This window comes from Pseudoalteromonas mucoides (assembly GCF_049257175.1).
Classification (GTDB): Bacteria; Pseudomonadota; Gammaproteobacteria; order Enterobacterales; family Alteromonadaceae; genus Pseudoalteromonas.
The window spans coordinates 309433-331523 of record NZ_JBMMUC010000003.1 but is presented as its reverse complement, the minus strand read 5'-3'; the positions used below and the strand labels follow the sequence as shown (position 1 = coordinate 331523).

The following is a 22091-nucleotide window of genomic DNA, read 5'->3' as shown; positions in this document are numbered from 1 at the left end:
AAACTAACCTAATCATAAACCTTACATTGTTGTAATAATAGGTTACTTATGCAATATAATTGTTAATACTTTACTCGGAATAGCTGGCAGTAACTAAGATGTGCCGTTATTATTAAGAGTGAATTTATAAATAATAATTTAGGTGTTATGGATACTGAAAAAAAATCGAGTTTGTTTCTATTCGGGTTATTTATTTTCATTATGTTGGTTGGCTTACTAGGGCTGTCACTTACCCCTAAATGGAATGAACCGTTAGCAAATAATATATACGCTATAGCTGGGTTATTCGCCTTTAGTGGAGATTGGACACAAGATCTTCATAAAACTCAGCATATGAATATTTTTATTGAGTTTGCACGTTTTGCAGCCCCCCTAACCACGGCTTTAATTTTCTTTGTATTGATTTTTGATGGTGCAAAACAATTATTGGCATTTTTATTACGTCCGCGTACTGGTTTTGAGTTGGTCATAGGCCTTGGTAATAAAGGTTCTGCTATTGCCGTGTCGGCGCTAGAGCAAGGTAAAAAAGTAATTGCGATAGAGCATCAAAGTCAAAATAGCAATATTGCACTGTTAAAACGCCGAGGTGCGATTGTTTTCAATGGTGAAATTAATCTAAAGGTGGTTAAAAAGTTAAATGTATGGCATGCGAAAAATATATTTTTTTGCTGTGGTGATGACAATAAAAATATCGCCATAGCAGAGCAAGTGCTCCCTTATTTAAATGCGGTTGAAGGCGAAAACTCTCCTCAGGTTTTTGTACATTTACATAGCCGAATATTGGCTGATAAATTAAATCAATTACCGCGCTTTATGAGTAACACTCAAACTGAATTGCGATTTTGGCGCAAAAGCCAAATTTTAGCGGAACACTTATTACAGCGTTATCCAATACAGCCTTATGCCAATATTCAAGGTGCATCGCGGGCGCATATTATTATATTTGGCTGTAATGATAATGCGCTAGATTTAGCACGAACGATAGCCAAAAATGCAATTTATAAGAGTTTACAAACGCCAACGATTACGTTCATTATTGATAAGCCGAATAATGGTAGCTTGAAAGCTGAGTTTGCTGCTATTGCTGCAGCAACACAGTTGAAGGTCATTGAAGAAGATGTTGCTCAGTTAGTTGCTGAGCAGCAACGTCTTGCAATGCTACTCAATGATGTAACACAAGTATATATATTTGAAAGTGAAAGCTTAAATAGCTTTGAAGTGGCATTGGCGCTACGAAATGTAATGTTTAGCCATTGCTTGTTTATGGCACCGATTATTTATGCCACAGATCATACTGAAATTGGTGAAAGTCCCGCGCAGCAAAATCAAAAGATTCCAGATAATTTATATGCTTTCAATAACAATAGTAAAGACATCAATATCAGTGCTATTACCCAGCCGCTTGGCAGTTTAATAGCAAAACGCACTCATGAGCACAGTTACATGGCCAGTAACAATGACAACAGCCAGCCTACCTCATGGCAAGGATTACCATATAGCTTAAAAGAAGCAAACCGTGCGTTTGCTATGAGTTGGGATAACAAGCTCGCAGCAATAGGCGCACGATTTTGTACAACTGCTCAGGGAATTGAAATCAGTGCCAGTGAGCTTAATCTTATGTCAGCTATGGAGCACACGCGTTGGTGTGCTGAGCGCCGCATAGATGGTTGGCAATTTTATGATGTTCGGTCTAACTTAATCAAACAGCACCCATTATTAAAACCTTGGTGTGAACTCAACACTACGCAGCGGCAAGGGAATAATGATTTTTTTGCAACTACAGTAACCGACCTACAAGCCATGGCGAGTAACAGAGAATTTGAATTTGGCTTGCAACGAGTCAGAACAATTGCGGTAACAGGGCATCGTTTTAATGATTTATCGGCGTCAAAATACAGCGAGTTGGTAGCCGCGATTGATGCTACCTTATTGCAAATTAAACAGCGATACCCAAATGATCATTTTCAATTTGTTAGTGGCTTGGCTCAAGGAGCTGATCGGTTGGTTGTTGAGCGCGCCAAAATTATTTTGGGTGCCCCATTTATAGCGTTACTGCCAATGGCTTATGAGCTCTATAAAATGGATTTTGATAATGACAATAATGAATTTGAACAATTCATTGCGAAATCACTTTGGTATAGCGAGATCCCACCTGTGTATCAGCATGTTGCTGATATGGAAGAGGTAACTAATCCTGCTCGCGCTAATCAATATGCTGCATTAGGCGCACATTTAGTGGCTATTGCGGATGATTTAATTGCAGTATGGGATGGTAACGGTGGACGAGGTTTAGGTGGCACCGCAGATGTTGTTGATTGGTGGAAAAATAAAGTTCCAGAAGAGTTTGCAGTGAGCTACCCGTTAAAACCGCAAACTGCGAAGGGTGATTTGTATATTGTTGATTTTGTAAGAGGTAGTTAAATATGAGTGAGTCACAGTTAACTCATCAATATTTAGCATTTATTTCGTATCGTCACGCAGACAATAAACAAACAGGGCGTCAATGGGCAACCTGGTTACACCAGGCAATAGAAACCTATGAAATACCTAAAGATTTAGTTGGTCAAAAGAATGCTCGAGGGGATGTCATCCCAGAACGGATCTTTCCTATTTTTCGTGACGAAGAAGAGCTCCCCGCAGATGCCGATTTAGCCAACGCGATTACCCGAGCACTTGATAATACTGGCTTGTTAATCGTGTTGTGTTCACCTAATGCGGTTGCTTCAACTTATGTAGCTGACGAAATTGATTACTTTAAAAAACTAGGTCGTTCGGATCAAATTATTGCAGCAATGATAGATGGCGAACCAAACGCAAGTTGGGATACCAGTAAACAAGAGCAGGGTTTTACCGCCAGTGATGAATGTTTTCCGAAGCCTTTACAATATGCTTATGATGCTAACGGTCAGCCTACATCACAACTTGCTGAGCCGTTGGCAGCAGATTTTAGGGTTAACCATGATGGGGTGCTTGAGCAGGGATGGGCATCGGTAGAAGCTTATCGACAGTATTTAAAAGCCTTAGGTTCTGTGTCGGCTAAAGTAATAAACGAACGAGTAACTCGTTATCAAGCTCAGCAGCAGCTAATGCTATTAAAAATTATTGCTGGCATTATCGCAGTACCGCTGGGCGCATTAACAAAGCGCGATCAAGCTTACCAATTAGAGCTTGCTCAGCAAAAAACCAAGCGCTTACGACAATGGTTAAGTGGCGTTGCTATCTTAGCTATTGTTGCAATTGCGGCAGGGATCACGGCTTTTTTTGCTCAACAACGAGCAGTAAAAAATGAACAATTAGCGACCGAGCAACGTGATGCGTCACTGCTAAATCAAAGTCGTTTTTTAATGGATCGAGCGCGCCAAGCGAATAGCAATGGCGAGCACGACCTTGCTTTGTTATTAGGTTTGAATGCGTTACCAGGCCGTTATGGGGGGGAGCGGCCAATGCCTGATGATATTGGTCAAATAAGAACAGCAATTTATGCCACTAATAAGCGCTTTCACTATCAAGGTGACGAAAATTTTTCACAGGTTGAATTTAATGCAGAGCAAGGTTTTTTTGCTTTGAGTGATGGCAAGTTACAGTATTTGTCATATCATCAAATGGCTCAAGATCAAGTGATTGCCGCAGAGCAGGCGATTGTTGCTTTTGCGCAAAGTGAAGATGCAACAAAATTAGTCACGGCATCAAATAAAGGCCAAGTCACTTTGTGGGATAGTAAATCATTAACGCAGTTAGCAACAACGAAGCTCAATGTAGATATAGTGCAGGTATTGCTAAGTCCAGACGGCAGTATAGTTTACACCTTGTCTGCTATGAATCGCATCATTGCCTGGTCAGTGTCAGAGCAGAAAGTTATTTTTGATCACACAACATCCAACAATTTTACTAATGATAAATTACTTCTAAGTCCAGATGGTAAATATCTCGTGATCTCTCCTGTTGCATTTGGTAAGGCCAGTATATTTGATGCGTTTACTGGGGCCCTGATCCGACATATCGAATTAGATATCAGCTATGGGACGACGAGTAGCTTGGCAAGACAATTGCGCTTTACATCAGATAGTCAAGGTCTATTGATTTATGATAATAAGGGTACTCGAGTTGAAACAATAGTAACTGGAGAAATCCAAGGGGAAAGCTCAGGAATGCACGCGCTGACCGATAATTCAGGCGAATATATGTTTGTTATGTCGAATTTTCAGCCCATTGTAAATGATGCTACTAATGCTGAATTTATTCGAGGTTTACAAAAAGCGCCAGTCCTTTGGAATATTAAAACAAATACAGGCGGCCCATTGAGCCACTTTGGTGATGTAACTGATGCAGCCTTTACCAGTGATGGCACTATGTTATTGACCATATCTTATAGCACAGTGAGGGTATGGGATGTAAAAACAGGCACAGAAATGACGAATTTTAAATTGCAGGGCGCACCTAAGTTACAGTTGAAAAATAATTTATTACTCGGGGTGTCCAGTAAAGAAAAATCAATTGCATTGTGGCAACTAGATAAAACTCAACCCCACTTTGCATTATCACCTGACAGTAAAGTATGGGGTAGCCAATTTAGTGCTGATGGTAAGCAACTTTTAACACCAAGTCATGAAAATGAACAGCGTTATTACCTAATCGGTACCGGGCAAGGTGATATCCAGCAAACACTTACATTATGCAATTCAGCTAGACTAGCAGCTAATGCTTGGTCAAAAAGTGGCCGCTACTTAACTGTTAATTGTCAGTTTAACAGTACCAAGGTGTTTGATATTAAAAAAGCTGACTACCTTAATTTTGGTCAAGACAGCGATGATATTAATATTGCTAATATTGCACTCACAGCTAACGAAGCTCAGCTTGTTCTTTTGAAAAGTGATTGGAAAAGTAACACTCTGTCAAAATTTGATATAGAAAGTAAAGCTTTATTGGCTGAGTTTAAATTAGCAGATGATATTACGGTTGATAAACTTATAGTTAGTGAAACAGGCCTGTTTGCACTTACCACAAGCTATAATGCGGGTGGGCAAGTATATAACTTAAATACAGCCATGCAGATTGCCACAATAGATAAGTTGACCAACATTGATAGTGGATTTTTTATTGAAGCGACGCAGCGGTTGATAGTGCAAAAGTCAAAACGTAGTTTGCTTATGTATGATCTCAACACTGGGGAGGTGCTGAAACAATTGGAATTTGATTCTGACATTAAATCGTACAAATCGCATCAACAACAATTTATTGTTGGTTTAAAAGATCAAGAATTAATCGTGTATGATAGTCAAAACGCACAGGAACAGCATCGCTTCAATACTTTAACCGAACCTAATAACTTAACGGCCACTGTGTCGAATAAGTACGTTATTTTAAATGGCAGCAAGCCGAGCATATATGAAGTTGCAACTGGAAAACTATTTTATCAAAGTGAGGATTATCAAAATCAATCGTTGGCGTTTGATGAACAAAATGACCGTCTATTGCTGCTTTCAAATACGAATAAAGTATATACATTGCCTGCAATTAGCGAGGGTATCGCACAAGCAGCAATCAATGCACTTCCTTATAAACGTCATTGTCTAACAAATAAAGAACGCGAAGAAAACTTTATTTCGCCGTTAAAGAAACAACAGCAATTGAACAGGGATTGTTTGGGAATTAATTAATGCACACTATGGCTACAAAAGCACCGATAACCAAAAACTAAAGCTAACTACACTTAATACGGTTGAAAGTACCACAGCACCTGCAAGCGTAACTTGATGCTTACCAATTTGGCTAGCAATGAGGTAGGCGTTAACCCCAACAGGAGAGGCGCTTAACAGTACCAGTACATTTAAAATGTTTCTATCGAGTGAGAATGCATAGCTACCTATGAAAAACACCCCCGCAGGTAGTACAAAAATCTTCATTAATGACGCTATTAATGCCGGCTGCCAATTAGCCGCTATTTTATAAAACGCTAAGTTAGCACCTAATACAAACAGCGCACAGGCTATGGCAGGCGTTGCGAGCAGCTCTAAACTATTGGCTAAATTATCAAACAGGTGTAAACCACTGACGTTGAGTAAAAGCCCACACCCTATACTTAATACTATTGGGTTTAGTACCATACTTTTGATGAAAGTTGGCCACGAAAATGCGTGTTCACTGCCTTTTGCACCAATCAAATACGTCAATGCGAATAATAATGTGCTATGAAAAGTAATAATCATAAACGCTATGGCTATCATGTCTTTGCCTAATGAGGCTATGACGATAGGTATGCCCACAAGTACCATGTTTGAATAACTTGACGCTAAGCCAAATACGCCATGTTCTTGATAGTTTTTTTGTTTAGCCAGATAAAAACGGTCGATAGTTATACCGCTGGCAAACACCAACAAGACAGGAATGTAGAAGCTCAAAAAAGCAGATAGACTAATGCTTTGCTGTAAGTCGATACGGGACATATTTAGCAACAAAAATGCAGGTAAACTCACATAAAACGTAAATTTACTAAGTCCTGCAATGTGCTGCTGCTGAAAAAATTTTAATTTGCAGCAACTGTATCCAAGAGCAACAATAAAGATCAGTGGAAAAATAATTGAAAAAATATGCACTGCTTTATTGCCCTAAATTTAAAGTGGTTGGAAAATCAAAAATGGTGTTTATCGTCTGAACTCATCATTTTGCGGTAAATTGATCAAAATGAGCACAGCCCCTTTTCCACCATACTCCAGCGGTGCTTGGTGAATCGCGATTACATCAGGGTGTTGCACTAGATATTGCGGGACTTTATGTCTGAGGATGTGTCCACCAATACCATGAACGACGCAAGCACAGTAATAATGCTTTTTTTTGCATTCATGTATTAAGCCTGCTAATTCATCTTTTGCTATTTCTTTATTTAAACCGTGTAAATCCAAGGTTAGATCAGGAATAAAATCCCCACGACGCAATTGCTTAGCTAAAAAGCGGTCTTGGCCATCTTGCACATAATTGACCGTACCATTAGTGTCTATGTCTGGCACATATTCATCAGAAAAGAAAAATTCTGACTGTTGTTGCTTTTTTTGCTGGGCAAATTGCTTCGCTTGTGACACTTTAGGTTTATTGGCAAAACGATGAGTGTCTTGTTTAAGTACACGGGCACCATTAATACTTTGACGAAACAAGTCAATGTCGTCAGTGCTGATTAGGCTGTTTGAGTGAGGATCTTTTTTCATAGCGGCAGTCTAAACAAAAAAATGCTAAAAATCGAGTGGAAAGCGAGTTAAAACCAAGAGAAAAGGCGTTACAATAGGGCAATCATGGGGCCTTAATTGTGCCTCGATTGAGTTAATATTTTGAAAGTGAGCAGGCAGATAACACACATGAGCGAATTACTAATAGAAGAAGCAACCTTAGATGAAGCTGTTGCAGAACTTTCAACATTGCATGATTGGTTACGTTGGACGACTAGCCAGTTTGCCAGTAGTGGTATCTTCTTTGGTCACGGGACCGACAATGCATGGGATGAAGCGGTAAGCTTATTACTTCCTGCGTTAAGTTTACCAGTTGATGCGCCAAAAGAGTTAATGCATGCACGGTTAACCAGTACGGAAAAGAACCGTTTAGCCGGTTTAATCGCAGAGCGAATTAACGATTTTACACCAGTTCCTTATTTAACAAACATTGCATGGTTTGCAAATATGCCATTTTACGTTGATGAGCGCGTACTAATTCCACGCTCGCCGTTTGCTGAGCTTATTAATAATCGTTTTACGCCGTGGTTAGAACAGCCTGAATCGGTGAACCGTATTTTAGACTTATGCACTGGCTCTGGCTGTATTGCGATTGCGCTTGCACAAGCATTTGACGATGCACAAGTTGATGCGGTTGATATTTCTTATGAAGCGCTTGAAGTGGCTGATATCAATATTACTGATTACCAGTTAAATGATCGCGTATTGCCAATACAGTCTGATGTATTTAGTGGTGTGCCAGGACAAAAATACGATCTGATCGTCGCTAATCCACCGTATGTTGACGCTGAGGATATGGCAGATTTACCGCGTGAGTTCCACCATGAACCAGAGCTTGGCCTTGCATCTGGTCACGATGGCCTAGATGTTACCCGCACAATTTTAAGTGAAGCGGCAGAACATCTAACTGATAACGGTTTGTTATTTGTCGAAGTAGGCAACTCTATGGTACACATGGATGCACTTTACCCTGGCGCGCCGTTTGAATGGATAGAGTTTGAACAAGGCGGTCTAGGTGTATTTGTGATCAGCAAAAAGCAATTAATCGCTTATTTTGCTGACTAAACAAATAAAAAATTAAAGCCGAGCCTTAGGCTCGGTACTCAGTAGTCATTAGGAATGAGGAAAGCAATGGCAGGTAATAGCATAGGGCAGTTGTTTAAAGTGTCCACTTTTGGCGAGAGCCATGGCGTCGCATTAGGCGGCGTTGTGGATGGCACGCCCGCAGGCCTTGAAATCACAGAGGCCGACTTACAAATAGATTTAGACCGTCGTAAACCTGGGCAAAGCCGTTATACAACGCAGCGCCGTGAAGACGACCAAATTAAAATTCTTTCAGGCGTATTTGAAGGTAAAACCACAGGTACCAGCATTGGTTTACTGATTGAAAACACCGATCAACGCTCAAAAGATTACGGTAAAATTAAAGATGTATTTCGCCCCGGTCATGGTGATTACACCTATTGGCATAAATATGGTTTGCGCGATTACCGTGGTGGTGGGCGTTCATCGGCTCGTGAAACTGCAATTCGCGTTGCAGCAGGTAGTATTGCTAAAAAATACCTAAAACAGTTTCATGGAATTGAAGTACGTGCGTGTTTAAGCCAACTTGGGCCAATAAAAGCTGAGAACTATGATTGGGATGAAGTCGAAAACAACCTGTTTTTCTTTCCTGATGCTAGCAAACTTGAAGCGTTAGATGAGTACATGCGAGATTTAAAAAAGCAGGGTGACTCAGTGGGCGCCAAGGTCAAAGTTGTGGCTAGAAACGTTCCTGTAGGCCTAGGAGAACCTGTTTTTGATAGACTTGATGCAGAGCTTGCACATTCACTGATGAGCATTAATGCCGTTAAAGGTGTTGAAATTGGTGATGGCTTTGATGTGGTTGAGCAAAAAGGCTCAGAGCACCGTGATGAACTAACACCTGATGGCTTTACCTCAAATCACGCAGGTGGCGTACTAGCGGGTATTTCTACAGGGCAAGATATTATCGCGTCAATTGCACTCAAACCAACATCAAGTATTACGATACCTGGTAACAGTATTAATACTGAAAATGAAGCGGTTGAGATGATCACCAAAGGTCGTCATGACCCGTGTGTTGGTATTCGTGCTATTCCAATAGCCGAAGCCATGATGGCGATTACTTTAATGGATCATTTACTGCGTCAGCGCGGGCAAAACCCACATGTGAGTCATGAGCATGGGCCTATTAACGGCTCGGTTTAAATGATTTAGACTTGGCTGAAAGTCAGTTTTTACTTTTCAAAACGCGATTTTTATCGCGTTTTTTTTCGCTTTGTAAAAGGAAGATAAATGCAATTATTTATTGGCAATAAAAATTACTCTTCATGGTCGCTCAGAGCATGGTACTTAATGAGTAAATTCAAGGTTGAATTTACTGAGCAACAACTTGTTTTAGATACGCCTGAGTTTTATAGCGAACTGCAAAAACACTTTACAGTCGCAAAAGTACCCGCGTTGATAGATGGCGATTTACAGGTATGGGATTCGTTGGCTATATGCGAATATATCAATGATGCTTATTTATCTAACGCAGCGTGGCCAAAAGCAGTCGCTTTGCGAGCACAAGCACGAAGTGTAAGTGCCGAAATGCATTCCGGGTTTCTGGCATTGCGTAATGAAATGCCCATGAATATTCGCGCAACTCGTAATCTTGAGTTATCCGATGCAGCAAAGAAGGACATTGCTCGCATCGATGAAATTTTTTCTGTACAACAAAAGTTTTACCCAAACGGCTGGCTATTTGGCGATTTTAGTATTGCAGATGCTATGTTTGCACCTGTTGTTTTACGTTTAAAAACATATCAAATTAGTTTATCCCCATTAGCGCAGCAATACTGTGACACAGTAATAGCTTGCCCTGTATTACAAGAGTGGATAAAAGGGTCATGCAAAGAGACTGATATCGTACAGGCGGATGAAGCTGGTATTAATGTTATTTAATAAAAAGCGCCGAATGGCGCTTTTATTAAGACGTTAAATTTATGTTGGTATAGGAGCGTTTTGTGCGATCAGTTTTTCAGATTTTAACTCAGCCCAAAATGCGTTAGGTATTTTGACTTTCATTGCAGCAATGTTTGCGTTTATTTGCTCGGCGGTTCTTGCTCCAGGGATGATTGATGAAACCGTTGAAGGTGCTTCAGCGAATTGTAAAGCGGCCGTTTTCATATCAATACCATGTTTAGCTGCAATCTTACTCATCGCTAAGTATTTTTGTTGCATTGGCTGCGGTATCTTAGGTGAGTAATTGAATCGGTTTCTCCCAGCTAAAAAGCCGCCGTTAAGTGGTGCCCCAACAACAACAGACATATCTCGCTTATCTAGCATTGGAAATGTCTCATCCAAAGCTTGTTGATGATCGAGAATTGAGTACTGTAATGCAAGCAAGAAAATATCAGGGTCCGATATTTCCAGAGATTTAGACACCGCATGAGGGGTATTTATACCAAAGCCCCATCCTTTTATAATTCCTTCATCCCGCATTTTTGTAAGTTCAGGAATAGCACCTTTAGCTGCTTGGTCGAAGTATTTAAGCCAATCTTCTCCCATATCACTATTTTGAGGTGATAAATCATGAATATAGACGATATCTAATGAGGAAACACCAATACGATGCAGGGTATCTTCTACAGAGCGGCGAGTACCGGCAGCGGTGTAATCATACTTATAATGGAAGGGGGAGTGGTTAGCCCAATGCCAACTGTTTTCTAAAGGTTCAGATGAAGGTGTTAGGAGCCGCCCAACTTTTGATGACAGCACATATTCATCTCGATTCTTATTGCGTAGTAAATCCCCAAAACGTCTTTCACTTAAACTTAAACCATAAAAAGGGGATGTATCAAAGTGCCTAATGCCTGAATCCCATGCAGCGTTGAGCATTTGTAGAATCTCTTCATCAGGAGAGATTGTGTTAAAACCATTACCTGCTGCTAGTCCTCCAAGGCCCATTCTAAATTGAGGTCGGTAATGTTTACTATTGGAAATATCATTTTTGGGTAGAGAGGCGGTTGGGTCTACTTGACCTTTGGTTTGCATTACCTTACCCGACGACATCTTTACTTTTAGTTGCTGGGCTAGAGTTGGTGCGCTTAGCACTGATCCAATACCTAGCGCTGCACTAGCTTTCATGAAATTTCTGCGAGATACCATGTAACCTTTCTCCTTGATTGACTAAAATATCCTCACCTACGTTAGTGTAATTACTTTAAAAACTCAAGTTTAGTTTATTTTATGTACACATAGTTGGGCCAAAGTTAAAATTTTAGCAAAGGAAGCTGACTATTTTTATTATCCGTCCAGTGCACTAACTGAGTGTTTGGATAGGGTTTTATAGGCGATAATTCACTGATTTCTATGGCATCTAAAAACAGTTGGTTGTTTGTTAATACAACCCATTCAGAGCCTAGTGCCGTTAACTTGTTTGCACTATGCTTAAACTTGATTAATGCTTTATCAAAGTAAGCACTGTGTGCTTGGATCACTGGCAATAAATCTATATGGTTATTTGAGATGTGGATGATTAAAATGCCATTTTTACTTAAACGTTGCCAGTAAAGTTCAAACGCTTCTTGAGTTAATAGGTGAGCGGGGATGACATCACTTGAAAATGCATCGATAACCAATGCATTCATTAAAGGTGCATTACTTTTAAGCTCGTTTACTAATGCGATTCTGCCATCACCAATGGTGACATTTATTTTGGCTGGGCTGTTTCTAAGGTAATCAAAATACGTATTTGCCATTGTGTATACCGCAGGGTTTAGCTCATAAAAATGCACTGAATCGTGCTCATCAGCGAGACTAGCCAACACCCCAGCCCCTAAACCTACCACGCCCATGTTGAGCTTTTCTTGGCTTTTAAGTATCGCGAGTGACTTCGCGACGCCTGTATGCTGATGATAGTAACTGCTAGCGACTACATTTTGACCAGGCAAGGGCTGCGAGCCATGTACCGTTGTGCCATCAATTAAGCGCCTTTGTGCAAGATCGGCCGTATTGATATCTTTTACTGTGAGGTAACCATAAAAATTTCTTTGCGATGCAACGTTATATTGATTAAAACTAAAATAAAGAACGAGAAAACAGCCACACCACAGAGCTGTAGCACCGATCAATATCGTATTTATTTTTTTTAATTGAGTCAGTTGTATGTAACTAATGAGAATAAGCAGCACAGCTAAACCGACGATATACTCGGTGATTTGTTCAAACAGCACCGGGGCAAGTAACGTGGTAAAGAAGCTGCCAAGCGCACCACCTAAAGCTATATACAAATAAAAATGTGTTAGTAATGTACCTTGTGGTGCGAGTTGTCTAAGCTCTCCGTGGCAAATCATACAGCCACTCAATAATATAACGCTATAAATAGTAATTTGTGCAATTGCATTAAACTGACTTCCTAAGAAGTACATTATTAGACCTGCAAACGCGCTGAATATAAAAGCATATATCCAAACAGAACGGTTATAGTTGCTTTTATTAGCAAACGTATAACTAAAACTACCTAAATAGATAGCGAGTGGCACCACCCATACAAGTGGCATAGGTGGGATGTTGGTGCTGATCATTTGTGTGGTCGCAATTAACATGATTGAGCTTGTTGCGGATAAAATAATCCAAAGCATATTTGGTTTTTTGACAATGGTTTGTACACGCGGTATCGCCGAGCAATTTTCTTTGTTGCTCTTGCTTAATAGTTTATAAGCTAAACAGATTAAGAGTATGCAGTAGATAAGTAGCCCTATTTGCCAGTAATGTTTTTGTTGCGACAATGAGAAAAACACCTCAAATATGATTGGGTAGCTCATTAAGGCTAATAAAGACCCAAGGTTAGAAACCGAATACCAATGATAAGGGACGGTATTTTTACCATGCTCAATGTACCATCGTTGCATAAGTACACTGGTCGCGCTTAGTAACATAAACACTAAGCCAATTTGATTTAGTAAGTTTGCCATTACTGACCAGTTAGGGGCTAAATTTAAATTAACGTGGAACTTGTTTAGGCTAATTAGGCTTGCTAAAACAACAAGCGAAATATGGATTACCATTTGTTTTTTTAGTGAATAGCGACTTAGAAAGTGTGCGTAAAAGTAGCCAAGTAATAAAACAGTTTGATAAAAAAACAGACTAGCCGACCACACCGATGCACCGCCTCCAAATCGAGGTAATAGCTCTTTAGATAGCATAGGCTGAATTTGAAATAGTAAAAAAGCGCTAACAAAAATGGTTAAGATAAATAAGATACGAAGCATGGATTTTAATTATTAATGAATCATGTGAGCAGCATTGCGGGTAACAGGCTAAGCAGCAATGGAATTAGCCTAGAATTTCTCTTAAGAAAACCTTAATATATGATTTATAATAATTTATTGGAGTAGCCAGTGGGCAAGTTTGTAATAGGGGAATTTGCTATTGATGTGAGCCGATGCAAAATATCATCAGCTGATACAGAGCAAGTCGTTGAACCTAAAGTCATGGATGTACTGCAATATTTGTATTCACATCGAGGTGAGGTGGTTAGCCAAGAGCAAATTTTTTCAGCCGTATGGCCAAATGCGACATTTAGCCCAAGCTATGTGCAGCGTTGTATTGCATTGCTGAGAAAAGCATTGAGTGAAGACTCAAAAAATCCACGCTATATTATTACTCACCCAAAGCGGGGGTATAGCCTCGAAGTAGCTGAACCTCAGCGAAATATACCTAAGCGTATTTACTTATCAGCGTTGGTAATTTTAATCGTCACGTTTATTGGAATTGCAAATTGGCTTTACCCAGATACACCGCAAGTAAAAACACACTTTACTAAATTGGTGCCTATTTCTTCGAGTGAAGAAAATGAATCCAGTATTTCCTTATCACATAATGGTAAATATATAGCGTTTGTGCGTGGTGATAAGTCAAACCAAACTATCTGGTTAAAAAACTTACGCTCAGGAAAAGAAGTTAGATTAACCCAAAAGCAATCAACCTATCACAGCCTAGGGTGGAGCAGCGACGACAGTGAAATCGCATTTGTGCACCAGCAAGATACCCAAACATTGGGATATTTCACTTTAGACAAACTGACATTACAACCTGCAAACTACAGAGAGATTTTTACTTTTAAAGACTTTAAAGTGACGAGCCAGCAGTTAGCGTGGGCCAGTGACAACCACATTTATTTTATTGAAAAACGCCAAAGCGATAACCATACTCAACTAAGTGCAATAGATTTAACAACGCAAGAAAAGCGCGCCATTAAGTCATCCGCTGGGCAAGATTGGATGAAGTTGCATGCTTTATCACCGAATCAGCAATATATTGCGCTAGCTTCTGAGGCGGGGCAAAATAAATACAGAATTGATTTGTTCGATGTTGCAACAAGTAAAACGAAAACATTAGCGATTGTTGAAGATGCAGTACATGGGTTGAGCTGGCACCCCGATGAACACCAATTATTGATTAGTAATAAGCATGAGCTCCAGCTAATAGATTTACAGGGTCAACTAACAAAGTTGGCGTTTAATAACTACCACATTATCAGAGATGCGCATTTTTCGCTGTCAGGCAACGACATATTAATGGAATTAGTTAAGGTTGATGTAGATATCATCCGCTCAACTCGTCAAGAACCAACGCAATTTGAAACGCTTGTAGATACCTCATCAGTCGACTTTTTACCTGTTTACTCCCCTGATTCCTCTAAATTTGTATTTGAATCTCATCGATTTGGTATAAAGCAGTTGTTTTTGTATGAAAATGGTACGCAAACGCTGATTTTTTCGAACCCAGATAATGAAGAATTATTTGGTATAGTGTGGTCAAAAGACGGTGAGGAAGTGATCACTGCCAGTAAAAATACACTCTTTAGAATTAATCTAAAAGAAGAAAGCTTTGTGAGTATTCCTCATTCTTATCATTCATTTTATCTACGAGAAATGTATCACCACGAAGACGCTATTTTAGTTTCTTATCGCGCTGCAGACGGGGTTACTTTTCATCCTGCTAAATTTGACTTAGAAACGCTTGAGTTAACACCTTATACAGGCTCTGGAGAGCGTTTGGCATGTTATGCAATGGATATAGATGAGCAGGATCAGGTTTACTTTTCTAATGAAAAACAAGTCTTTAGATTGAACAAAAACAAAGAGCTTGAAACTGTTTGGCAATCACCAGCAAAAGAGATCATCGGCCTGAGCGCAGAAGAGTCGGCGATGACAGTCACACTTGCAGATAAGGACGGTTATGTGATGAACGAAATAGATCTTAAAACAGGTGGCAATAAAACAATATTCAACGGCAAAGATGATGGCAAAATGCTAATAAACGCATCCCATGATTTTCAGCAATTCCTTTATTTAACAGAGCCAAAAAGAACACGCACCTTAGTGCGCTTAAATTAACGACTTTAATAAAGAAGTACCCTAATTAAGGTGGTGAAGTGAGGTTGTATAATGAAGAACAACATAGAGCACCAAGCAACGTTAAAACGCTTAGAAAGATTCAGCCGGTTTACCGACAGCAGTATAGGTATTCCTTTTACTCGATTTAAATTTGGAGTTGAGGCGCTGATTGGAGTTATTCCCGGCGTTGGAGATGCTGCCGGACTAATACTTTCAAGTTACGTACTTTTTGAGGCGCAGCGGCTTGGCGTTGGTTGGCGAGTAAAGTCTCGTATCATTTTAAATATGCTCATTGATTTTTTTGGTGGGTTAATCCCGTTTTTTGGCGATATTTTTGATGCGTTTTTTAAAGCAAATACGCGAAATACTAAGTTGTTAAAGCGCTATCTTGATGAGCGAAGTAAGAAAGAAGATTTATAAATTTGTAACTTGGTACTAGCTCATATTTGAGCTTACAGATTAAGTGAACAGGTTTAGACTTCATCTGACAGACAGCTATGAGCGATAACCGGTCATTGAAAAAGTTAAATTTATTCCTGTGCTTTGAGTAGAAATCTAATTTTGTCCGATAACATTAATAACCGCCGTTTTGTGCGAGATAACAAGCTTAATTCCTAGCTATTTTAATTACTTGTTTACAAAGGTAATTATTGGTGAAATTATTAGGGGATGTAATATACACTGTTTTGGTGTGTTATAAACCACCAAAACGGTGTTCACTAAGCTGTTATATTTTTGTCACAAATGGAGTTGTATCTAATGATTGAGTTGGAAAAAGAGAATATTGCACCTTATCTCTCTATATTGATGGGAGTTAAGTCCGACCAAAAGCAGCCTTGTGATATTCATCCAAACATAATAAAAATCCTTAAAGATGAGTCATCAAATGAAATAGTTATTTCTGATTCAAAAAAAGAGTTCATAGGAGAAATAGCGGAAGTAACCTTTACGCCTTATAGGTTATTGAAGTCTCCTAGTTGGTTAAAAGGACATGAAGCACTCGATGTTGAACATCATGTTTTTGTCTCCTTTAACGTAAATAATTATTATGGTTTCTACTTCTCTGAGCAAGGAAAGAAAGATGAAATAAGAGAATACTTTAATTCTAAGTCCTTACCGAATGTTAAACCTGTCTCAATAAATCATCTTAACGGTAACTTCATAAACGAAGACAAGATAAAAATGCTTTGGTTAACAGGTATACATGGTAAGAGTAACTTTAAGGCCGATTCGAAAGTTCTAGGTGGAGAAAGTGTCGCTGATACTTTAGATCCATTAATTGATCAATCATACATGATGTCAGCAGTTAGAACTGAAGCATTAAATAATGCTAAGACAACTATAGGAATCAACCCTTTTAAGTCCTCTATCTGGAGAGGGCCTTGTAAAGATTGGCAAACTTTTGAAAACAGAGTTATAGAAATATTAGATTTATTAAGCTCTAACGCAAAACAAACTTCAGACCCTATTAGTATACTTTCTTATCCCATACCGGAGTTTTTCAAGTTAGTTGTCGCATCAAGTTAAATTTTATGCCGCCCGCACTTCCTCTTTTTTCTCTGGATTCAAATTTACTTCATTGATCATTGTCCAATTTCGAGACTTTCCTGACCAACGACTTGGATTCTTTAATTTCGCTATTTCATTAACCCGATGACGTTCCGCTAGGATCGCTTTATCTAAACCTAAATGACGCTGATTTGGCGTGACAAACTTAATACCGCTATGTAAATGTTCATCGTTGTACCAATCTACAAATCCGTTAACCCATTTCCTTGCGCTCGCGATATCTTCGAAGGCTTTTTCAGGGTATTCTGGGCGATACTTTAATGTTTTAAATAATGACTCAGAATACGGATTATCGTTACTCACAGATGGTCGGCTAAATGAAGGCACAATCCCTAACTCCTGCAATGTCGCTAATAACGTTGCTCCTTTCATTGGACTGCCATTATCAGAGTGCAACGTGACTTGCTCAGGTTTTACCTGCTCTCGCCTGCAAATATCTACCATTAAATCAGCCGCCAGTGTGCTTAGTTGTGTGTCATGAACCTGCCAACCAACTATTTTTCGACTATAAATATCCATCACTAAATATAAGTATAAAAACTGACCTTTAACTGCTGTCGGCAAATACGTGATATCCCATGTATAAATTTCGTTTGCACGTGTTGCCTTGAGCGCTTTTGGCTTTTTTATCTTTTTATTTGGTTTTACTTTTTCTTTGTGTGTTAGTAAGTTATGTGATTTCATAACGCGATAAAACGAACTTTCTGATGCTATCCACATACCTTTATCCAATAGTTTAGGGACTATCTTGCAGGGTGGTAAATGCCCGTACTCTATTGAATTAACCGTCTTAATTATACGCTGTTGCTCTAATTCAGTTAACTTATTAGGTGGTCGTTTTATCGTACTTGTCCGCTTATCTATCATATCTTCAGCTTCAATCCAGCGTTGGATTGTTCTTGTTGTTAAACCAAGTAACTCACATGCTTTTGCTTGCCTTGCTCCTGATTTCTGCGCGTCTGTAATGAGCTTTATCAATTCATGACGTTCAGTTGAGCTGGTTAATCGTCCTCGTTGAAACCCCAAAGCGCATCTGCTTTTTTTTTGAGTACAAGTAAAGCGGCTGTTTCTGCTAATGCTTTATCTTTACGATTAAGCTCTTTTTGAAGCTGCTTAATTTCTTGTTTGAGCTGCTTGCTGTCTGATTTTACAGGCTTCGTTGCTGGCCCTTTAGCAAAATCTTGCTTCCATTGTTGAATATGATGCGGGTAAAGTCCTTTGGCACGACAATATTCATTAAGAGCTGCTTCATCTAAACTCGCACATTCAATAATGGCGTTGAGCCTGTCTTCTAAGCTCCAGTCATGAGGGCGTTTTTCTGTTGTCATGTGACTACCGTTATTTTTAGTTTCAAGTTCATGGTTTTTAGCAAGTGCTATCCATCGCTGTAGCGTTGAATAGCCGACGCCTAAATCATCAGCAATATCTTCTAGACGAACATCATCACATTGAGATAATGCTTTTTCAACAGCTTGAACTTTAAATTCTTGAGTAAATCGACGTCTCATTTCATCTGCCTCTATTAAAAGTTAGAGGCGACAACTATCCTGACACAGGGGGATACCTAGTTGCGATGATTTAAATGAGCCATATGATTTTTCACTTATTGATTATGAGTTTTTCCCAGAAGAAGATGGACAGCATAGAAAAGATTTATTAAGAAAACTTCAATATGATTACTCAGTGGAATTACAGCCTAGTTTTAATGGTACAGATATATTATTAGACATATATCACTTGGGCACAAAAGTTGGTGATGTAACTCTTGAGCCTTTAATTAATGACTACCAAGTTACATTTAACATAAAATCTCAGAATCCTATCAAAAAAGCCCAGTTCAACGAATATATTAAAATAATAAAATATCCAGAAATTATTAAATGTTGGTTTGAATCGGGACATGCGATTATTAACGGAATGATCTTCAAAACAGGTTATCAAGACGTAACTTATGGCCAATTCCTATGGGCTGACTTTGAAGATTATAATTTAAAAAAAGAGAAGCCAGGTAAATCACCAATCAAACCTGAATTAAACAAAATAGGTAAAGAAAAGTCATTATTTTGCTGGGTTAAAAATCGCTGGAATGGCGATTGGTTAGATCCATCAACATTTAATACAACAGAAACTCCTACAGGTTGGCTTTATTGTGACGATGGTGCAGGAGAGAAAGCAGATTTTATACACTTAACAAAATATAAAGGAGAAAATCTGATTTCTTTAATACATGTCAAAGCTGCAAAATCTGATTCGAATAAACGGCGTATATCAGTTGGTGCTCATGACGTAGTATTGAACCAAGGTGTTAAAAATTTAAGATACTGTATGCGTAAAAACCTGACTGTTGATCTACAGGAAAGATTAGATAACTCTGCGAGTAAAGAGTGTTGGTTTAATGGAAAACCCGCCAAGGCGGAAGACTTTATAAATGAACTTGCTAATATCCACGGTGTAAGTAAATCAAGAACTAGAGTGATTATTGTTCAACCTCATACAAGGAAGAAAACCTATGAGAGTACCAGTAATTCAAATAGTAAAAAGCAATTAGATGTACTATTAGTTAGCGCAGAGAACGCCATACGATCTTCGGGGGCCGAATTCCATATAATTGGAATAGAAGATTAAAAATATAATCGGGTGGCCGGAGGTCTCTAACCTCCAGCCCCCACACCACCCATCATGCGCTTTTTATTAACAAGGAGTGCAATGGGCGGTTCACCTCCCGTAATGAATATTGATCCAAATATCTTTCAATGACACTAAACCTTGTGAAGCTAAGTAGTTATTGCCTAGCGCAATGTTAATTTTCGGTGGGATTACCAAATAAGCCACGAAAGCACTGTAATCCCTTCCAAAACGCCAATGAGAGCAACAGCAAATCCTTTTTATATTTTACGTATAATCGAAGTACCCGATTGAATCAAAATAGGAACTCGGCTATGGTTAATATGTCAATAACAAACAAATTTAAAGCGAGTAATTCTACAGGCTTATCATGTTTTTTAAGGAGATATCATGCAAGGGTATGAGATTGTACATTCTTCTCAAGTTGATGGGGAATTTGAAGGTTTTGATGACGAGGTTTTATTTCAATTAATGGATGGGACATGCTGGGTTCAAGATGAATATAAGTACTGGTATTACTATTCTTATTGTCCTCTGGTGCATATTCTTCGGCGTAATGGCAGGCTTTATCTTCAGGTCGATGGTCAAAACGAAATTGTCTCGATTCGTCAAATAGAAGGTGTCATTAAAAGTAGAATAAATGGAGATTTCAAAGGTTGGGAAGGAGACACATCTTATCAGTTGCAAAATGGACAGGTCTGGCAACAATCTCACTATAAATATAAGTATAAATATGCTCACCGACCTGAAGTTCTCATTTATAACCCAGGTGGTGGTAATGTTATGCATGTCGCGGGCACATCGGCCAAAGTACAGCGCATAAAGTAAAAAACATAACAGAACGTTACTAACGACCGCTTCTTCCTCTAAGTGTACTTCAGCTTAGAGCGATAATCGAACGCTGATAAAGTTAAACTAAGTCCTGTTTTGATGAGTTGGACCCTAATTTTTTACAATACCATTATTAGCCACCATCATGGAGTTCAGTAAGCTGTTTACTGGTTCAATGATAGTCCGAGATAGGTAGAAAATATGCTGAAATTGAACAAATTATGGTGGGAACATTTGGCTCCAAAGCCATTAATTTCTCGTCTCAGAGAGGTCGAAGCTCTTTTGAAGCATTTCATACAATCCCAACCTTACGGCAAAGAGTGGTTTAAGGTGGCGCGAAATCCAGAGGGGATATTTAGACTTAAACCGGGTCAGGTAATTCCTGTGATCCATATGACCTTTATGAAAAACATACCTGGATTTATTGCTCCACTAAAAATGTTAAAGCCAGATCATCGGACAGTCGTAAGAGAGACAAAGTATCTGTCGGGGAAGGAGCTTGAAAGTGATGAGAAAACAATTCCTCCAATAATTCAAGTAGAGTTGGTAACCGACCCATTATTTCTTGAGGCGGCAAGGCGTGGTTTGATTACAATAGATGAAGCCCTGATTAAACAGCCAAGTCTAGTTTTTTCAATACCTGCTCATTTCCTACTAACACCAAAATATTTTCCAAAAAAATCGTATGTTTTATACCAACATATTTTTGGCAATGGTGGTTCATACCCTAATGATGGATATTTTTACGTTGGGGTGACAACCCGAAGCTGGCAGAAACGATGGGCTGAACATAAACGTGCAATCAAAAGTGGAAGTCATCTATTGTTTCATCGGAAGTTTCGAGAAGAAACTAAGTCCGGGAAGGTTACGTATTTACATCACAAAGTAATGGGCATCACTGATAATCTTGAGGAACTGTATGAGGCTGAGGAATTCCTGATTGAAGGGCATTGGGACGATGAACGACGTTTAAATATGATCCCTGGTGGAAAATCTGGTTTGTTGTACCTTCGTGAGAATGGATTGCTTCAAAACTCTGCTATTCCAATGCCAGATGATAGGAGTGTAATTCTCAGTGGATGGCTTAAGCATCATCCGAGAAAAGGTCTCCCCGCACCTTGGGTGGCAGAGAAGTGGCGCGACAACGAGTGGGCTGTTGCACAGATCTGTGGACGCGATGGTAGATTATTTGCTGAGCAGGTTCAAGCGATACGCAAACTTGGTAAAGAATACCCTGCTGAAGAAATTTGTGACCGAATCGGTGCGAAAAACGTCGTTCAGGTTAAACGTGTACTTAAAGACAAAACGTACACTCGAGTCGAGTAGAGTGTTTTCAGCTGATTGAATGTAGTAGCTCATATTTAAGCTTACAGTTTCGATGAATCCTATTAGGCTGTTGCCTGACAGGCAGCTATTAAGCGTGAAGCAGACATTCAGGTGA

The 22091-nt window shown here is 39.2% G+C and carries 16 protein-coding genes; 11 read left to right on the top strand and 5 right to left on the bottom strand.

The window, feature by feature from the left end:
* Positions 1–147 precede the first annotated feature (147 nt).
* Both AAEU30_RS04905 and AAEU30_RS04900 read left to right on the top strand, forming a co-directional pair.
* Positions 148–2421 carry an NAD-binding protein gene (locus tag AAEU30_RS04905; protein WP_421959557.1) on the top strand — a complete coding sequence of 758 codons (2274 nt, stop codon included), beginning with the start codon at positions 148–150 and terminating at the stop codon, positions 2419–2421.
* Between the two features lie 2 nt (positions 2422–2423).
* Positions 2424–5657: a toll/interleukin-1 receptor domain-containing protein gene (locus AAEU30_RS04900; RefSeq protein WP_421959556.1), complete on the top strand. Its 3234-nt coding sequence runs from the start codon at positions 2424–2426 to the stop codon at positions 5655–5657.
* Between the two features lie 12 nt (positions 5658–5669).
* On the opposite strand, the gene AAEU30_RS04895 is transcribed toward AAEU30_RS04900, so the two are convergent.
* Positions 5670–6593 (bottom strand): AEC family transporter, encoded by a 924-nt coding sequence (locus AAEU30_RS04895; protein WP_421959555.1) that lies wholly within the window; start codon positions 6591–6593, stop codon positions 5670–5672.
* A gap of 48 nt (positions 6594–6641) precedes the next feature.
* On the bottom strand, positions 6642–7199 hold the full coding sequence (gene smrB / locus AAEU30_RS04890; protein WP_421959554.1) for an endonuclease SmrB: 558 nt from the start codon (positions 7197–7199) through the stop codon (positions 6642–6644).
* A 147-nt stretch (positions 7200–7346) separates the two neighbouring features.
* Here smrB and prmB point away from each other — a divergent pair, with 147 nt between their 5' ends.
* The 3 genes from prmB to AAEU30_RS04875 all read left to right on the top strand — a co-directional run bounded on the left by prmB (position 7347) and on the right by AAEU30_RS04875 (position 10184).
* Positions 7347–8282, top strand: coding sequence for a 50S ribosomal protein L3 N(5)-glutamine methyltransferase (prmB, locus tag AAEU30_RS04885; protein ID WP_087531763.1), 936 nt, complete (start codon positions 7347–7349; stop codon positions 8280–8282).
* 66 nt (positions 8283–8348) lie between these two features.
* Positions 8349–9446 carry a chorismate synthase gene (gene aroC, locus AAEU30_RS04880; protein ID WP_421959553.1) on the top strand — a complete coding sequence of 366 codons (1098 nt, stop codon included), beginning with the start codon at positions 8349–8351 and terminating at the stop codon, positions 9444–9446.
* An 87-nt stretch (positions 9447–9533) separates the two neighbouring features.
* Positions 9534–10184 carry a glutathione S-transferase family protein gene (locus AAEU30_RS04875; protein WP_421959552.1) on the top strand — a complete coding sequence of 217 codons (651 nt, stop codon included), beginning with the start codon at positions 9534–9536 and terminating at the stop codon, positions 10182–10184.
* A 39-nt stretch (positions 10185–10223) separates the two neighbouring features.
* Here AAEU30_RS04875 and AAEU30_RS04870 read toward each other — a convergent pair whose 3' ends face one another.
* Together AAEU30_RS04870 and AAEU30_RS04865 are read right to left on the bottom strand one after the other, a co-directional pair.
* Positions 10224–11390: an aldo/keto reductase gene (locus AAEU30_RS04870; RefSeq protein ID WP_421959551.1), complete on the bottom strand. Its 1167-nt coding sequence runs from the start codon at positions 11388–11390 to the stop codon at positions 10224–10226.
* Between the two features lie 104 nt (positions 11391–11494).
* The gene (locus AAEU30_RS04865) at positions 11495–13495 is read right to left on the bottom strand and encodes a fused MFS/spermidine synthase (RefSeq protein WP_421959550.1); all 2001 of its coding nucleotides are present in this window, start codon (positions 13493–13495) and stop codon (positions 11495–11497) included.
* A 129-nt stretch (positions 13496–13624) separates the two neighbouring features.
* On the opposite strand from AAEU30_RS04865, the gene AAEU30_RS04860 reads away from it, so the two are divergent.
* The 3 genes from AAEU30_RS04860 to AAEU30_RS04850 all read left to right on the top strand — a co-directional run bounded on the left by AAEU30_RS04860 (position 13625) and on the right by AAEU30_RS04850 (position 17152).
* Complete coding sequence (locus AAEU30_RS04860) at positions 13625–15625, top strand: winged helix-turn-helix domain-containing protein (protein ID WP_421959549.1); 2001 nt, start codon at positions 13625–13627, stop codon at positions 15623–15625.
* 51 nt (positions 15626–15676) lie between these two features.
* The gene (locus AAEU30_RS04855) at positions 15677–16045 is read left to right on the top strand and encodes a DUF4112 domain-containing protein (protein ID WP_421959548.1); all 369 of its coding nucleotides are present in this window, start codon (positions 15677–15679) and stop codon (positions 16043–16045) included.
* A 339-nt stretch (positions 16046–16384) separates the two neighbouring features.
* Positions 16385–17152 carry a hypothetical protein gene (locus AAEU30_RS04850; RefSeq protein ID WP_421959547.1) on the top strand — a complete coding sequence of 256 codons (768 nt, stop codon included), beginning with the start codon at positions 16385–16387 and terminating at the stop codon, positions 17150–17152.
* 3 nt (positions 17153–17155) lie between these two features.
* On the opposite strand, the gene AAEU30_RS04845 is transcribed toward AAEU30_RS04850, so the two are convergent.
* Positions 17156–18702 (bottom strand): IS3 family transposase gene (locus AAEU30_RS04845; protein ID WP_421959546.1). Its coding sequence is split into 2 segments (ribosomal slippage): positions 17156–18243 and positions 18243–18702, totalling 1548 coding nucleotides; the frame shifts between segments, so codons are not numbered across the junction.
* 175 nt (positions 18703–18877) lie between these two features.
* On the opposite strand from AAEU30_RS04845, the gene AAEU30_RS04840 reads away from it, so the two are divergent.
* The 3 genes from AAEU30_RS04840 (at position 18878) to AAEU30_RS04830 (ending at position 21976) form a co-directional block, all read left to right on the top strand.
* Positions 18878–19819 carry a hypothetical protein gene (locus AAEU30_RS04840; RefSeq protein ID WP_421959545.1) on the top strand — a complete coding sequence of 314 codons (942 nt, stop codon included), beginning with the start codon at positions 18878–18880 and terminating at the stop codon, positions 19817–19819.
* Between the two features lie 390 nt (positions 19820–20209).
* Positions 20210–20647 (top strand): hypothetical protein, encoded by a 438-nt coding sequence (locus AAEU30_RS04835; protein ID WP_182797760.1) that lies wholly within the window; start codon positions 20210–20212, stop codon positions 20645–20647.
* A 204-nt stretch (positions 20648–20851) separates the two neighbouring features.
* The gene (locus AAEU30_RS04830; protein ID WP_421959544.1) at positions 20852–21976 is read left to right on the top strand and encodes a GIY-YIG nuclease family protein; all 1125 of its coding nucleotides are present in this window, start codon (positions 20852–20854) and stop codon (positions 21974–21976) included.
* The last annotated feature ends 115 nt before the right edge of the window (positions 21977–22091 follow it).